Here is a 15,262-nt window from a genome sequence, read left to right on the forward strand (position 1 = left end):
ACGCGGCGCCGGCGGCGGGGTGGGCCGCCGGCCGGGTGAGCGGCCGGCCCGCAACGCGAAAGAGGCCCCCTAGGGGGCCTCTTTCCTCACAGGGTGAGTGACGGGACTTGAACCCGCGGCATCCTGGACCACAACCAGGTGCTCTACCAGCTGAGCTACACCCACCATGGCGGCCATCGGAGGAGACTGGGTCTTTCCCGACCGGCCGAGAAAAAGTGTACAGGGTCCGAAGGGGTGCTCGCGCCAGGGTTTCGCGGCGCCCCCCGTACGGCCCCCGAATGCCGCTCGCCGAGCGCCCGCCGCGTGCCTACTGTGCAGGCAGGACGTACTTCGCGGCGATCTTCTTCGCGGTGTCCGAGTCGGGGCCCGGCTGCGGTACGAAGACGGCCTCGCGGTAGTAGCGCAGCTCCGCGATGGATTCGCGGATGTCGGCCAGCGCCCGGTGGTTGCCGTTCTTCTCGGGGCTGTTGAAGTACGCCCTCGGGTACCAGCGGCGCGACAGCTCCTTGACGCTGGACACGTCGACGATGCGGTAGTGCAGGTAGTCCTCGAGCGTCGGCATGTCCCGCAGCAGGAATCCGCGGTCCGTGCCGACGGAGTTGCCGCACAGGGGGGCCTTGCCGGGCTCCTTGACGTGCTCCTTCACATACGCGAGGACGCGCTGCTCGGCGTCCTCGAGCGTGGTGCCGTCCGCCAGCTCGTCGAGCAGTCCGGACGCGGTGTGCATCTGACGCACCACCTCCGGCATCGTCTCCAGTGCCCCGTCCGGCGGGCGGATGACGATGTCGACACCGTCGCCGAGCACGTTCAGCTCGGAGTCGGTGACGAGGGCGGCCACCTCGATGAGCGCGTCGTCGGACAGCGAGAGGCCGGTCATCTCGCAGTCGATCCACACCATGCGATCGTTCATATGTCTAACCTTACGGCGCGTAGGAGCGTAGGGGACCAGGCGGGGACCGGGCGTGTGGCGCAGACGGGGAGAGGGCGGGCTGCAGGGAACGCCCGGAGCGACGGCAGGGGCCGCGCGGGCAGGGCGGGGCGGGCAGCAGTACGGGCCGGAGACTTCCGCCTCCGGCCCGTGGCGCCGACTGTCGCCTGCCGCGGGCCCTGTTCGGGCCCGCCCGCCCCTCACACTCGCCTCAGCTCCGCCTCACGGCGCGCTGCGCTGGCCCGGCACGCTCGCCCGGGCCTGGAGGTAGGCCTCGCGGGCCTCGCGGCCCGGGTCGGCCGAGGACGCCGACGCCGCCAGCGACGGACCGCCCAGGGCGCTCGCGGCCGCCGTGCGCCGGGACTGGTGCGGTACCGGGCCGTCCGGATGCAGCGCGGCGGGCGCCTGACCGGGGTGGCCCGGGTGCCCGTGCTGGTGCGCCGGCCCGGACGGGACGCCTCCCGGGCCGGCCAGGAGGCCGTCGGAGCCCTGGTGCCGCTCCGCCTGGGGGCGCCGTGCGCGGTACGCGGCCCGGTAGGCGGCCGGGGACGAACCCAGCTGGCGCCGGAAGTGGCCCCGCAGCGCGACCGGTGAGCGGAAGCCGCAGCGGCCCGCGACCTCGTCCACCGAGTAGTCCGACGTCTCCAGCAGGCGCTGTGCCTGCAGCACCCGCTGCGTGATCAGCCACTGCAGCGGCGCGCTGCCGGTCAGCGAGCGGAAGCGGCGGTCGAACGTACGACGGCTCATGTACGCGCGTGCCGCCAGCGTCTCCACGTCGAACTGTTCGTGGAGGTGCTCCAGCGCCCAGGCGACGACCTCGGCGAGCGGGTCGGCGCCGATCTCTTCGGGTAAAGACCGGTCCAGATAACGTTCCTGACCACCCGTCCGGCGCGGCGGGACGACGAGCCGCCGGGCGAGTGCCCCCGCCGCCTCGTTGCCGTGATCCGTGCGCACGATGTGCAGGCACAGATCGATTCCGGCCGCCGTACCGGCGGAGGTCAGCACGTCGCCGTCGTCCACGAAGAGTTCCCGCGGGTCGACGTGCACCGACGGATAGCGTTTCGCCAGCGTCGGCGCGTACATCCAGTGGGTCGTCGCCGGACGGCCGTCCAGCAGGCCGGCCGCCGCGAGCACGAAGGCGCCGGTGCACAGCCCGACGATGCGGGCGCCCTCCTCATGGGCCCGGCGCAGCGCCTCGAGCGCCTCGTCCGGTGGTGGCGAGGTGATCGAACGCCAGGCGGGCACGACAACGGTGCCCGCCCGCGCGATCGCCTCCAGGCCGTGCGGCGCGGTGAGTTCGAGACCCCCCGTGGTCCGCAGCGGGCCTTCTTCACCTGCACTCACCAGCAGGCGGTAGCGCGGTACGCCGGCGTCCTGGCGGTCGATGCCGAACACCGACAACGGTATGGAACTCTCGAAGATGGGGCCGCCGCTGAACAGCAGCACCGCGACGATCTCCTTGCGGCGTCGCCCGGTGAGTTTCCGGGCCGCGATGTCCGGCGCGGCAGTGGAGTCGTGGCTCATACTGCTAAGCCCCCCTCGGTGGTCGCGGCTCCTCGGTTGTGTCGCACCTGCACGTTTCCCCTCGGTCCTGCACGAGTCCCCCGCCGTAAGACAGTCAAGATCGAATCTACTGCGTCCCGTCGTGCCCGGGTGGCCAGTTCGGCCCCCGGCGGATTGTCGACTTGGCAACTTGGCGTGAAGCATTCGATCACGAAGGGTTGCACTCGTGGGGCGTACAGGGAAGTGCGCCTTGTCGCGGTGGCCAATCCCCGTAGGGTGCGCGGGGTCCCCCGGAGCCTTTCCGTGCAGGTCGAACGGGGGTTGGGGGGTGGTCGCACCAGTCGATGCACAGGTTACGGAAGTTGGCTGAAAACATGCGGCCGCGTGCGCGGAAACCGGTCAGGCGACCGGTGTCTCTCCGCCGGGTCGCGGACCGGTCCGGCAAGTCCGTCACGAGGTCCGTTCCCGGCCGGGAGGTGAGGGCGGGGCGGTCGGCGCGGCGGGCCCGCTCCGACTCCGCTCCGCGTCCGCTCCGGGTCCGGTCGGGATCCGGTCGGGATCCGGTCGGGCCCCCTCCCGGACCGGGCGCGGTAAGTGCTTCGTGCGGTGCGGCGCACAGGAGGTTCAACGCGCGGGCGGGGCGTCGGTCACCGCGCCTGCGGAGCCGGCACCCCCGGCACGCCCCACTCTCGCGGCTGGGCCCGCCCCGTGCAAACCGCCTGTACAACGCAGCGACCATTGCGTGAGGGGTGTCCCCTCGGGCATGCTCCGGGATACCCGTCGGCCAGCGTGGACGGGATCTGCGCGAAGGAGGCGTGCCGCCGTACCCTTGAGGGTATGGGGTTGGGAAGATGATTCCCGGACACAGCTCCGACGCAGCCTGTCGTCCCTCATAACAAGGATCACAACGCCGAGACAGCCATGGCCGGTCACGAATTCTTCGAACCCGCGGACCGCAAGCGACCCCTCGCCGACCCCACGACCGCCGAGCCGGCGGGGGCCGAGCCCCTGGGCGCGGCTCAGTCGCGCCAGCCGTGCGATCCGGCGTTCCGGCACGGCGTCGTCGTCGGCTTCGACGGCTCCACCTCCAGTGAGCGCGCCCTCGCGTACGCGATCGGCATGGCCCGGCGCTTCGGCTCCGCGCTGATCATCGTCCACGTCGCCAACCGGCTCCCGACCACGGTGTGGGCGGGCTGCGAGCCCCCGGTCTTCGTCGACGTCCCGGACCATCGCACCGAGGTCCTCGGCCTCGAACTGGCCTGCGCGGACTACCTCACCGAGGTGCCCTGGATCCTGGTCGAGCGCGGCGGCGACATCTGCCACGAACTCGAGGAGGTCGGCCGGGAGTACGAGGCCGACGCGATCGTCGTCGGCTCCACCCACGGCCTCGTCGGCCGGCTCTTCGGCTCCGTCGCGGGCCGGCTCGCCAAGCGGGCCCAGCGCCCGGTCGTGGTCATTCCCTGACGCGTCGGCCGGATGGCCGACCGCTCGGCAGCCGGGCGGCGGCCGGCCGGGGACGGCATGCACCGCGCGTGGGCGGGGCGGACTGGGTGTCCGCCCCGCCCACGCGGGTGCCCGGATGCCTTCGGGGGCGAGTGCCGCCTACTCGACGGTGACCGACTTGGCGAGGTTGCGGGGCTTGTCGATGTCCCGGCCCAGGGCCAACGCCGTGTGGTAGGCGAGGAGCTGGAGCGGAATGCCCATGAGGATGGGGTCCAGCTCGTTCTCGTTCTTCGGGACGACGATGGTGTGGTCGGCCTTCTCCTGCTCCCGGTGGGCGACGGCCATGATCGGGCCGCTGCGGGCCTTGATCTCCTCCAGCGCCGCGCGGTTCTTCTCCAGCAGGTCGTCGTCGGGGACGATCGCGACCGTGGGCAGCGCGGGCTCGATCAGGGCCAGCGGGCCGTGCTTGAGCTCGGACGCCGGGTAGGCCTCCGCGTGGATGTAGGAGACCTCCTTCAGCTTCAGCGACGCCTCGCGGGCCACCGGGTAACCCCGGACGCGGCCGATGAAGAGCATCGAGCGGGCCTCGGCGTACTCCAGCGCCAGCTTCCTGATCTCCTCCTCCTGCTCCAGGATCTCGGTGATCTGTCCCGGAAGCCTGCGCAGCCCCTCGATGATCCGCTTGCCGTCGCTCACGGACAGGTCGCGGGTGCGGCCCAGGTGCAGGGCGAGGAGGGCGAAGGCGACCGTGGTGTTGGTGAAGCACTTGGTGGACACCACGCACACCTCGGGCCCGGCGTGCACGTACATGCCGCCGTCGGCCTCGCGGGCGATCGCCGAACCGACGACGTTCACCACGCCCAGCACCCGGGCGCCCTTGCGCTTCAGCTCCTGCACCGCCGCCAGCACGTCGTACGTCTCACCGGACTGGGACACCGCGACGTACAGCGTGTCGGGGTCGACGACCGCGTTGCGGTAACGGAACTCGGAGGCCGGCTCGGCGTCGGCGGGGATGCGGGCCAGCTCCTCGATCATCTGGGCGCCGATCATGCCCGCGTGGTACGAGGTGCCGCAGCCGAGGATCTTCACCCGGCGGATCTGGCGGGCCTCCCGCGCGTCCAGGTTCAGGCCGCCGAGGCGCACGGTGGAGAACCGGTCGTCGATCCGGCCCCGCAGCACCCGGTCCACGGCCTCGGCCTGCTCGTGGATCTCCTTGTGCATGTACGTGTCGTGGCCGCCCATGTCGTACGAGGCCGCCTCCCACTCCACGGTGGTCGGCTCGGCCGTCGTGCGGGTGCCCTCGGTGGTGTACGTACGGAAGTCGTCGGCCTTGAGGGTGGCCATCTCGCCGTCGTCGAGGGTGACGATCTGGCGGGTGTGGGTGACCAGGGCGGCTATGTCCGAGGCGACGAACATCTCCTTCTCGCCGATGCCGAGCACCACGGGCGAGCCGTTGCGGGCCACCACGATGCGGTCCGGGAAGTCGGCGTGCAGCACGGCGATGCCGTAGGTGCCCTCGATGATCCGCACCGTCTCGCGGACCTTGTCCTCCAGCTTCTCGGCCTGCGAGCGGGCGATCAGGTGGGTGAGGACCTCGGTGTCCGTCTCGGAGAGGAACGCGACGCCTTCCGCCTCCAGCTTGCGGCGCAGCTCACCGGCGTTGTCGATGATGCCGTTGTGGACGACCGCGACCTTGCCCTCGGCGTCCAGGTGCGGGTGCGCGTTCACGTCGGACGGGGCGCCGTGGGTGGCCCAGCGGGTGTGGGCGATGCCCGTGGTGCCCTTGAAGCGCGCCGGGACCTTCGCCTCCAGGTCGCGCACCCGGCCCTTGGCCTTGACCGTCCGCAGACCGGCCGCCTTCGGCGACGTGACGGCGATGCCCGCCGAGTCGTAGCCCCGGTACTCCAGGCGCTGCAGGCCCTCGAGCAGCAGAGGGGCGACCTCACGCCTGCCGATGTATCCGACGATTCCGCACATGTGTGATGTTTTCCTAGCCGTAGACGATGCGCCGCAGCTGCCGGAGCGAGAGCTCGGGCGGGGCCACGGCGCGGTATCTGAGGTCCGCCTCGATCCGTTCGAAGATCGTCGCGTTCACCAGGCCCTGGGCCTGGAGTTCGCGGTGGCGGCGACGGACGAAGTCCTCGGTCGTCTCGTCGAAGTAGGCGAGCACGTCCTGGACCACACGCAGCGCCTCGCCCCGGCTGAGGGGCGAGGACCGCGTCAGGTGATCAACAAGTTCGTCGTGCACTCGACGATCCTGGGGTAAGGGAGGGGTTCACGCAAGAATCCTGCCCGATTTCGGGCAGGGTTGCGAGGGTGCGGGGGCGTGAAGGCCGCCGGGCGGGTGTGCGGCCGGGTATGCGGTCGAGTGTGCGGTGGGGTGCCCGGTCGGCCTACATGCGTTTCAGGACCGCCTGCTTGGCCCGAGTGAACTCCTCGTCCGTCAGGACCCCGGCGCGGTGCAGTTCGCCCAGCTCGCGCAGCCGGCGCAGCAGCGCGTCGTGGTCGTCCTCGCGGGCGGGGGCGGTGCCCGCGCCCGGGGCCCCCGGCAGGGCCGGGTGGTCGTTCCCGGAGAGGGCCGGGGCCGAGGTGGAGGGATGGGGCAGACGGGCCTGGACGGCGGCGGCGACGAGCGCCATCAGGGGGTCCTTCTTAAAGCCCCACAGCTCCACCGAGTTGGGGTCGTACTTCGCCGGGGTCTTGGCGGGCGCGTGGCGCACGACGAAACGCAGATGGCCGTTCTCCAGCCCGGCCGCCGGCTGCCAGTCGACGGCGGTGATCTCGGCCAGCGCGAGGACGCGGGCGCCGGCGGCGGACTTGGCGTCCTCCGTCTTCCAGTTCCACTCCAGGCGGACCTGCTCCCCGTCGAAACTCGCCGACCCGTCCCCGGCGGCGACCGACAGCGGCACGGACGGGCCGGGCAGCAGATACCCGGGGACCGGGTCGGAGGGCACCTGGTCCAGCAGCAGGGCGTTGCGCACCTCGTCCGTGAAGTACTCGGCGACGCCGTACCGGTCGGACTCCACGATCAGCTGGTACGGGTCGTGCGGCTCGGTGAGCCGGCCGCCGGTCGCCTGGAGCAGCGGGTCGGCGCCCTCGCGCAGCCGCAGCCTGAGCCGCCCCGCCTTGCGGCCCTGCTCGAAGGAGATGCCCGCCAACGCCTGCAGGGGCACGGTCAGTTCGCCCAGGGTCCGGCGGAGCAGCCCGACGTTCTTGTCCCGGCCGGGTGTCAGCCGCAGGGTGCCGCCGTCGAAGACCCAGGTTCCGTCCTTCTGGATGATTTCCGCCATGGGGTGATTGTTTCACCGGATCTGCGGGAGAGTGGTCTGTACCTTGTCGGTTCCCTTGCGGAGCCGTGGAGTTGAGAGCTGACGAGAGGGGAGCGCGTGTGAGACGGCAACGACGGCACCACGGAACGACTCCCCGTACGACCCGGCTGCTCGGGTCCCTGCTGCTGGTCATGGCGGCCGGGGCCACCACCCTGGGCGCGGCCCCGGGCGACCGGGGCGGGGCGTCGCCGGTCCCGCTCGACCGGGTGATCCCGGCCCCCGCCTCGGTGGAACCGGGCGGATCCCCGTACCGCATCACCGAACGCACCCGGATCCGGGTCGGTGACTCCCGCGCGGCGCGCGAGGCCGGCGACTACCACCGGTCCCCGCAGGTGCCCTGGCCCGCAGGCGGATGAGCCGCTGACCGGATGAGCGACGGGCACCCCGCAGGACCGTACTGCGGGGTGCCCGTCCGTGCGGGGGTCAGAACCCGGCGAGGGGGTTCTCCAGGGTGCCGACCAGCTGGAGCGCGCCGGACGGGTCCGTGAGGTCGACCATCTGCCGGTTGTCGCGCAGCTGGAGCCGGTTGAGGCAGGACAGCGCGAACTCGGGGGCGAACATGTCGTACTGGGCGAACTTGTCGCCGAGTTCGGGCACCGACGCCTGGTACTCGCGGGTGATCTCCGCGACCGTCCGCCAGAAGTCGTCCTCGGTGAGGACGCCCCCGGTGGCGAGGTCGGCGGCCAGGAAGCGGAAGAAGCAGTCGAAGACGTCCGTGAGGATGGACAGCAGTTTCTTGTCCTCCGGCACCTCCACGCGGATGCGGGAGACCTCCGGCGGCAGCACCGCGTCCGGGTCCATCACCGCGATCTCCTCGGCGATGTCCTTGTAGACCGCGCGCCGCACCACCCCGTCCTCCAGGACGAGGATCACGTTCTCGCCGTGCGGCATGTACACCAGGTCATAGGCGTAGAAACTGTGCAGCAGCGGCGTGTAGTAGGCGCGCAGGTAGTGCCGCAGCCACCCCACCGGTGTCAGGCCGGACCGCTCGATCAGCGCGCCCGCGAAGGACGTCCCCTCGTGGTCCACATGGAGCAGCGAGGCCATCGTGACGAGGGACTCGCCCTCCCGCAGCGACGCCACCGGACTCTCCCGCCACAGCGCGGCCAGCATCTTGCGGTACGGCGAGTAGCGGTCGGTGGCCTTCTCGTACTCCAGGTGCCGGTAGCCGACCGCGGCCCGTTCCCGGATGACCGTCAGCCCGGTCGACCGCAGCACCGGGTCGTTCTCGATCAGCTGGGCCAGCCAGTCGTTGATCGCCGGGGTGGCCTCCATGTACGCGGCCGAGAGCCCGCGCATGAAGCCCATGTTGAGGACGGACAGGGCCGTCTTCACATAGTGCTTCCGCGGGTCGGACCGGTTGAAGAAGGTACGGATGGACTGCTGGGCCAGGTACTCGTCGTCGCCCTCGCCCAGGCACACCAGGTGACGGCGGGCGACCTCGGCGGCGAAGGTGACGGCGAGCTTGTTCCACCACTGCCAGGGGTGGACGGGGACGAACAGGTAGTCGGCCGGGTCGAGTCCCTGTTCGGTGAGGGTCCGGTGGAAGCGCTCGACGGTGTCCCCGCCCAGTTCCTGCCGCAGGAACGACTCGTACTCGATGCCGACGCCGGCGGTGAACGCGGCCCGGGAGCGGTGCGCGGCCAGCCACACCAGCCGCACCGGGTTCGCCGTCTCCGGCGCGTAGGCCCGGTACTCGTGGATGCCGAAGCCGAGGCGCCCGTTGTTGGCGACGAAGCAGGGGTGGCCCTCGGTCATGCCGGTCTCGACGGCCTGGAAACCGGCGTCCACCAGCTCGGCCGAGGTGACGGCGGGTTTGGCCAGCTTGTAGCAGGTGCCGGAGAGGGTGGAGGAGATCTCCTCCAGGTACACCGGCAGGACCTCGTCGCTCAGCCCCAGCGACTTCTGCAGCTCGATGAAGAAGTCCAGCGCGGCGAGCGGGAGTTCGCTGCCGCCGCGGTGCCGGGTGACGGATTCGGCGGCGACCTGCCAGTGGTCCAGGGCGCGGCGGACGGCGGTGAAGCGGTACTCGGTCAGCCCGTCGTCGCTGCGCACGACGTACCCGTCCGCCTGGTGCGGGGCGGGCTCCGGCGTGATCAGCCGCTCGTGGGCGAACTCGGCGAGCGCCTTGCGGAGCAGCAGACGGTTGGCCCTCTCCCAGTGCTCGGGGGTCAGGTGGTCCACGGCGGCGGCGAGGCCCGCGCCGGCGGGGCCCCTGTCGGTGAGGCTCATATGGTCACCCCCGTGGCCGCGGCGAACTGTTCACGGGTGCAGAAGCTCAGCAACGCCTTCTTCTCCGGTTTGTCGATCTCGCGTACGGGAACGAAGCCCACGGCCTCGTTCAGGGCCTGGACCGCCTTGTTGGACACGTCCGGTTCGACGACGACCCGCAGGGCCGCCGGGTCGTCGAAGATGTGCGCGAGGACGGCGGTGATCACGGCCCGGGTGAAGCCGTGCAGCGGGGTGCCGGTCGGCGCGACCAGGAAGTGCATGCCGACGTCCCCGGGCTCCGGCTCGTACAGCCCGGTCAGCTCGCGGTGGACGGGGTCGTACGTCTCCATCAGGAAGGCGGGGACGCCGTCGTGCAGGCCCAGCAGGGCGTGGTGGTGCTCGTCGGCCGCGATCCGCAGGTACTCGCGCTCGACGTCCTCCGGTTTCGCGTCCTGCATCATCCAGAAGGCCGCCTTGGGATGGGTGACCCAGGAGTGCAGCAGTTCGGCGTCCTTCAGCGGGTCGAGCGGGCGGACACCGAAGGTGCCCAGCGCGGTCCGCAGGCCGGTGCCGGTGGTGCTCATACGGTGAACTCCTGGAAGGCGATGGACTTCTCGACGGGGTAGTACTCGGTGCCGAGCAGCTCGCGGATGATGCAGCTGTTGCGGTACGGGCCCATGCCCAGGTCGGGGCTGGTGACGCTGTGCGTGTGGACGCCCGCGTTCTGCAGGAACACGCCCCGGCCGGTCACGTCGATGGAGTAGTTGCGGGCCACGTCGAACCGGCCGTGGCCGTCGAAGCGGATACGGCCGCGGACCGGGTCGAGGAAGGCCGGCGGCTCGTAGTGGTAGCCGGTGGCCAGCACCAGGCCCTCGGTGCGGATCTCGTAGTCCTTGTCCTGCTCGTCCTGGTGGAAGCCGAGCGTGTACGCGCCGCCCTCGTGACGCGCCCCGGTCAGCGTGGAGTTGCCGATCAGCCGGGTGGGGACGGGACGGCCGCCGCTGCTGACGTTCTTCTGGTACAGCAGGTCGAAGATCGCGTCGATCAGCTCCGAGTTGATGCCCTTGAACAGGCCCTTCTGCTCCTTCTCCAGCCGGTAGCGGGTCTCCTCGGGCAGCGCCCGGAAGTAGTCGATGTAGTCCGGGGACGTCATCTCCAGGGTCAGCTTGGTGTACTCCAGCGGGAAGAACCGCGGGGAGCGCGTGACCCAGTTGAGCTGGTAGCCGTGGGCGTCGATCTCGGAGAGCAGTTCGTGGTAGATCTCGGCGGCGCTCTGCCCGCTGCCGACGATCGTGACCGACTCCTTCTCCTGCAGCTCCGCCTTGCGGTGCATGTACTGCGAGGTGTGGAACAGGCCGCCGTCCAGGCCCCGGCACACCTCGGGCACGAACGGCACGGTCCCGGTGCCGAGCACCAGCCGCCGGGCGCGGTAGGTGACGCCCTCCCGCGTCCGTACGGCGTACAGTTCCTCCGCCTCGTCGTACGTCACCTCGGTGACGGTGGTGGAGAAGCGGATGCTGCTCAGCCGCGCGGCGGCCCAGCGGCAGTAGTCGTCGTACTCGACGCGCAGCGGGTAGAAGTTCTCGCGGATGTAGAACGGGTACAGCCGGCCCTTCTCCTTCAGGTAGTTGAGGAAGGAGTACGGGGACGTCGGGTCGGCGAGGGTGACCAGGTCCGACATGAACGGCGTCTGGAGGTGGGCGCCGTCGAGGAACATCCCGGCGTGCCACTCGAAGTCCGGCTTGGACTCCAGGAAGACGCCGCTGAGTTCACCGATGGGCTCGGTGAGGCAGGCGAGGCCGAGGTTGAAGGGGCCCAGCCCGATACCGACGAAGTCGTAGGTGGTGTCCGGGGCTTCAGGATGCGCGCTCAAGGGACTCTCCCAGGTACTGCTCGGCGTGGCCGGCGATCAGGTCGAGGACGGCGGTGATGTCGGCCGTCGTGGTTTCGGGGTTCAGCAGGGTGAACTTCAGGTAGTGGCGCCCCGCGACCTTCGTGCCCGCGACGACCGCGTCACCGGAGGCGAACAGGGCCTTGCGGGCGTAGAGGTTGGCGCGGTCGATGCTCGCGGGGTCGGTGACCGCGGCCGGGATGTACCGGAAGACGAGCGTGGACAGCGACGGCTCGACGACCACGTCGAAGCGCGGGTCGGCGGCGAGCAGCTGCCAGCCGTCCCGGGCCAGGTCGCAGACCTCGTCGAAGAGCCGGCCGATGCCGTCGGCACCCATCACGCGCAGCGTCATCCACAGTTTCAGCGCGTCGAAACGGCGGGTGGTCTGCAGGGACTTGTCCACCTGGTTGGGGATGCGCTCGGTCACCATGCGGCGCGGGTTGAGGTACTCCGCGTAGTAGGTGGCGTGCCGCAGCGTGGCCGCGTCCCGGACCAGTACGGCGGACGAACTCACCGGCTGGAAGAAGGACTTGTGGTAGTCGACGGTGACCGAGTCCGCGTGCTCGATGCCGTTGATGCGGTCCCGGTGCTTCAGCGAGGCGAGGAGCCCGCAGCCGTAGGCGGCGTCCACGTGCATCCAGACGCCGTACTGCGCGCACAGTTCGGCGATCTCGGGCAGCGGGTCGATGGAGCCGAAGTCGGTGCTGCCGGCGGTGGCGACGACGGCCATGGGGACCCGGCCGTCCTCGGCGCAGCGCGCCAGTTCGCGGGCGAGGGCCACGGTCTGCATCCGCTGGTCGTGGTCGACGGGGATCGACACCACGGCGTCCGGTCCGAGGCCGAGCAGTTTCGCGGACTTCTGCACGCTGAAGTGGCTGACCTCGGAGGTGAAGATGCGCAGGCCCGCGAGATCGCGGGTCTTCGCCTCCTCGCGGGCCAGCAGCAGCGCCTGGAGGTTGGACTGGGTCCCGCCGGAGGTGAACACCCCGTCGGCGGCGCCGCCGAGACCGATCCGGGCGGCGGTCCAGTCGATCAGTTTGCGCTCGATGAGGGTGCCGCCGGCCGACTGGTCCCAGGTGTCCAGGGAGGAGTTGACGGCGGAGAGCACGGCCTCGCCGAGCAGGGCCGGGATGACGACCGGGCAGTTGAGATGGGCGAGGTAGCGGGGGTGGTGGAAGTAGACCGCGTCCCGGAGGTAGACGTCCTCCAGTTCGTCCAGCACCGCGGTGGTGTCGTGCAGCGGCCGGTCGAGATCGATCCGCTCGATGACGGGGGCGAGGGCATCGACCGTGACGCCGGTGAACGGACGTTCTGTGGTGGCGAGTTTGGCTGCCACCCGCTCGACTCCTTCGGTCACGGAGCGGCGATAGTGCTCCGCGGTGGTGTCGTTGAGCAGGTGCGAGCGCATGTGGGGGCCTCCGGTGGGGACGGTCCGGTGCGGGGAGGGAGCGGGCGCGCCGCGGTGCGGCCCGTTTTTACTTAGGCGAGCCTAACCTAATCATCTGCGTTTCATTCCTGTTGCCGCCGTGACCGTCCTCACTCCCTCACGAGGTGTGAAACGAGCCCAAGTGGCGTTGCTGCCAACGCTGTTCGGGCAGCCGCACCTCCGCCGGACCGCTGCGGCGGCACCCCGCGAAGGCGACGCGCCGGCGGCCGGGACCGCACTCGCCGGCGAAGCGCCACCGCAGCTGCTTCACGCGGCCGGACTCGCCCGGGAGCCACGCGTACGGCCGCTCGGCAGGCGGGGGGTGGGGTGAGGGCGGCGACGGTCACCGGCAGCGCGGTTTCGTCGGCCCGGTGCAGGACGAGGTCCGTGTCCTGGGGCGGCCGGTAACGGGCCGCCCGGTCGCCGGCGGCGGCGCGGGGGCCCGGCGGGAGGAGGGGCCGGCCGCCGCCCCGCCGGCCCCCGGAACGACGCCGTGCGGCACGAAGCCGATGCCGTCCTCGGTGGTGCGGCCCTCGGCGTCCGTGCGCAGGCCCCGCGGGATGTACGACCGCATCACCGCGCGCACGTCGTCGGGGGGTTCACGTCGGCCCTGCCACCACGACCCTCCATGCCCGGCTTCACCCGAGCGGGGGGACCCCCCTCCGGGCCCGGCCGGCACGACCGGCTCGTGCTGTCCCGGGTCAGGGACGGGCCGAGCCGCCTCGTTCCGGCGGCCTGGAGGGAGGAGGAGCGGAACGGGGCGGCTACGGCAGTGGTCACGGACGGCTCCGGTGACGGGGGAGGGCGGGAAGGGTCAGCTGACCTTCTTGGCCTTCTCGATGGCCTCGGCGAGGGCCTCGATCTGCGGGACGCACTTGTCGTAGGACAGGATCGGCTCGGCGGAACGCCCGATGACCTGGCCGGCCTTGACCGCGGGCAGCTTCTTCCAGGTCGCCTCGGTGATGTCGGCGGGCTGCATGGCCGAGGAGCGGTCGTCCATGATGATGACGTCGGCCTTGTGCTTGTCGACGTTCTCCCAGCTCAGGCTCTCGAACCAGCCGCCGGTGGGCTCCTTGGCCTTCTCCGTCGGCTCGACGAAGTTCACCCCGAGGGCCTTGTAGTACTCCAGGTCGACCGAGAGGTTGGTGCCGGAGACGTAGAACAGCTCCGGGCTCGCGGAGCCGGCCATCACCTTGATGTCGGGGTTGGCCTTCGCGGCCTTGCGCAGCCGCTCGGAGGCCTCCTCGAAGCGCTTCTTCGCGTCGGTGACCCTGGCGGCCTTCATGTCGCCGCCCAGCGACTCGGCCAGCTCCCACATGCGCTCCAGCGACGCGGTCAGCTGGCGGTCGTAGACGGAGACGGCGACGCTCGGGGCGAGCTTGGCGATCTTCTCCTTGGACGTCTCGGGGACGAACCAGAGGGTGCCCGCGTCGTCGAACGTGGTCGAGACGAGGACCTCGGGGGCGAGCGTCGCGTACTTCTCGACGTTGAACTGGTCCCAGACGTTGCCCAGGATCGTCACCTTGCTGATGTCCAGGTCGCCGGCCTGGACGTCGGCCTTGCCGTCCTTGGTCTTCGTCGGACCGAAGACGCCCTTGACCTGGACGCCGTAGTCGTGGAGCGCGGCGGCGACACCGGTGAACGCCACGATGTTCGCGGGCACCTTGTCCAGCTTCACCGTCGTGCCGCGGTCGTCCTTGAAGGACCAGGGACCGGACTTCCCGGCAGCCGCCGACGAGTCCGAGCCGCCGCTCTTGGCGTCGCCGTCCCCGCAGGCCGCGAGCACGGCACCGAGTCCGAGGGCGCCACCGGCGGCGAGGATGCCGCGACGGGAGAAGCGGGCGGTTCTGGCGTTCGACATGGGCGGGTCTGCTTTCGTGCGTACGGAGCCGTGGGATGCGGGCCTGCGGAGCCTCGGACCCGAGGCAGGGCTTAGGGTAGCCTAACCTCACGGTATGTCCAGAGGGGGCTTGGATTTCCTCCCCGCCGGAACGACGGCGACGCCCGTTCCCTAGGGTGATTCCCCTCAAGGACAAGGGGATTGGGCATGCGACAGCTCAGACGATGGGGCGCTCCGCTGGCCGTCAACCTGGTCCTCGGGGTCGTGGCCGTGGTGCCGCTGTGGCTGTCGATGATGTTCGTGGTGAGTTACCCCCTGGCGGGACTGGGCCTCGTCTCCAGGGAGCCCACGGACAACGACGGCATGCTCCCCTGGGTGATGCTCCTGGTTTTGGTGTGGGCGGTCTTCCTCGCCCTGTGGATCCCGCTGAACCAGCTGGTCCGCCCGGCGTCGTGCCCCCGGCCGGGGCGCTACTGGGCGACGAGCGCGGGACTCGTCCCGGTGCCGATGGTGCTGCTGGCGGTCCTGTCCGTCCTGTTCGACGGGTGAGGCGGCGGGGGGGGGGGGGGGGCCCCCCCCCCCCCCCCCCCCCCCCGGACCCCCCCCCCCCCCCCCCCCCCCCCCCCCCCCCCCCCCCCCCCCCCGCCAACCCCCCCCCCCCCCCCCGGGCACCCCCCCCCCCCCCCCCCCA

The 15,262-nt window shown here is 71.0% G+C and carries 12 protein-coding genes, 1 tRNA gene and 1 pseudogene; 3 read left to right on the forward strand and 11 right to left on the reverse strand.

What is annotated here, in order from left to right; translation table 11 throughout:
- Positions 1-92: 92 nt before the first annotated feature.
- From ACIF80_RS29650 to ACIF80_RS29660, 3 genes are all read right to left on the reverse strand, one after another.
- Positions 93-165: transfer RNA gene (locus ACIF80_RS29650), tRNA-His, on the reverse strand.
- 142 nt (positions 166-307) lie between these two features.
- Positions 308-910: an oligoribonuclease gene (gene orn / locus ACIF80_RS29655; RefSeq protein ID WP_399810237.1), complete on the reverse strand. Its 603-nt coding sequence runs from the start codon at positions 908-910 to the stop codon at positions 308-310.
- A 240-nt stretch (positions 911-1,150) separates the two neighbouring features.
- Complete coding sequence (locus tag ACIF80_RS29660; protein ID WP_399810239.1) at positions 1,151-2,452, reverse strand: helix-turn-helix domain-containing protein; 1,302 nt, start codon at positions 2,450-2,452, stop codon at positions 1,151-1,153.
- Positions 2,453-3,352: 900 nt separating this feature from the next.
- On the opposite strand from ACIF80_RS29660, the gene ACIF80_RS29665 reads away from it, so the two are divergent.
- Positions 3,353-3,895 (forward strand): universal stress protein, encoded by a 543-nt coding sequence (locus ACIF80_RS29665; RefSeq protein ID WP_399810241.1) that lies wholly within the window; start codon positions 3,353-3,355, stop codon positions 3,893-3,895.
- Between the two features lie 138 nt (positions 3,896-4,033).
- On the opposite strand, the gene glmS is transcribed toward ACIF80_RS29665, so the two are convergent.
- The 3 genes from glmS to ACIF80_RS29680 form a co-directional block, all read right to left on the reverse strand.
- Positions 4,034-5,851, reverse strand: coding sequence for a glutamine--fructose-6-phosphate transaminase (isomerizing) (gene glmS / locus ACIF80_RS29670; RefSeq protein ID WP_399810242.1), 1,818 nt, complete (start codon positions 5,849-5,851; stop codon positions 4,034-4,036).
- Positions 5,852-5,864: 13 nt separating this feature from the next.
- Complete coding sequence (locus tag ACIF80_RS29675) at positions 5,865-6,122, reverse strand: hypothetical protein (RefSeq protein ID WP_399810243.1); 258 nt, start codon at positions 6,120-6,122, stop codon at positions 5,865-5,867.
- A 145-nt stretch (positions 6,123-6,267) separates the two neighbouring features.
- Positions 6,268-7,164 (reverse strand): DUF4429 domain-containing protein, encoded by an 897-nt coding sequence (locus ACIF80_RS29680; protein WP_399810244.1) that lies wholly within the window; start codon positions 7,162-7,164, stop codon positions 6,268-6,270.
- Between the two features lie 170 nt (positions 7,165-7,334).
- On the opposite strand from ACIF80_RS29680, the pseudogene ACIF80_RS29685 reads away from it, so the two are divergent.
- Positions 7,335-7,520, forward strand: a pseudogene (locus ACIF80_RS29685) (beta-N-acetylhexosaminidase); the annotation flags it as partial.
- Positions 7,521-7,626: 106 nt separating this feature from the next.
- Here the strand turns inward: ACIF80_RS29685 and ACIF80_RS29690 are convergent.
- The 5 genes from ACIF80_RS29690 to ACIF80_RS29710 all read right to left on the reverse strand — a co-directional run bounded on the left by ACIF80_RS29690 (position 7,627) and on the right by ACIF80_RS29710 (position 14,592).
- A complete protein-coding gene (locus tag ACIF80_RS29690; RefSeq protein WP_399810246.1) occupies positions 7,627-9,435 on the reverse strand; it encodes an IucA/IucC family protein in 1,809 nt (602 codons plus the stop codon).
- A complete protein-coding gene (locus tag ACIF80_RS29695) occupies positions 9,432-9,998 on the reverse strand; it encodes a GNAT family N-acetyltransferase (protein WP_399810248.1) in 567 nt (188 codons plus the stop codon). Before ACIF80_RS29695 ends, ACIF80_RS29690 begins: the two co-directional genes overlap by 4 nt.
- Positions 9,995-11,287, reverse strand: a complete 1,293-nt coding sequence (locus tag ACIF80_RS29700; protein ID WP_399810249.1) for a lysine N(6)-hydroxylase/L-ornithine N(5)-oxygenase family protein — start codon at positions 11,285-11,287, stop codon at positions 9,995-9,997. The genes ACIF80_RS29695 and ACIF80_RS29700 overlap by 4 nt, the downstream gene beginning before the upstream one ends.
- Positions 11,271-12,713: a lysine decarboxylase DesA gene (desA, locus tag ACIF80_RS29705; RefSeq protein WP_399810251.1), complete on the reverse strand. Its 1,443-nt coding sequence runs from the start codon at positions 12,711-12,713 to the stop codon at positions 11,271-11,273. The genes ACIF80_RS29700 and desA overlap by 17 nt, the downstream gene beginning before the upstream one ends.
- An 832-nt stretch (positions 12,714-13,545) precedes the next feature.
- Complete coding sequence (locus tag ACIF80_RS29710; RefSeq protein ID WP_399810253.1) at positions 13,546-14,592, reverse strand: ABC transporter substrate-binding protein; 1,047 nt, start codon at positions 14,590-14,592, stop codon at positions 13,546-13,548.
- A 186-nt stretch (positions 14,593-14,778) separates the two neighbouring features.
- Here ACIF80_RS29710 and ACIF80_RS29715 point away from each other — a divergent pair, with 186 nt between their 5' ends.
- Complete coding sequence (locus tag ACIF80_RS29715) at positions 14,779-15,120, forward strand: hypothetical protein (protein ID WP_399810255.1); 342 nt, start codon at positions 14,779-14,781, stop codon at positions 15,118-15,120.
- Positions 15,121-15,262: the final 142 nt, after the last annotated feature.

Origin of the sequence: Streptomyces sp. NPDC085927, from assembly GCF_044540975.1 — a bacterium.
GTDB classification, from domain to species: domain Bacteria; phylum Actinomycetota; class Actinomycetes; order Streptomycetales; family Streptomycetaceae; genus Streptomyces; species Streptomyces hirsutus.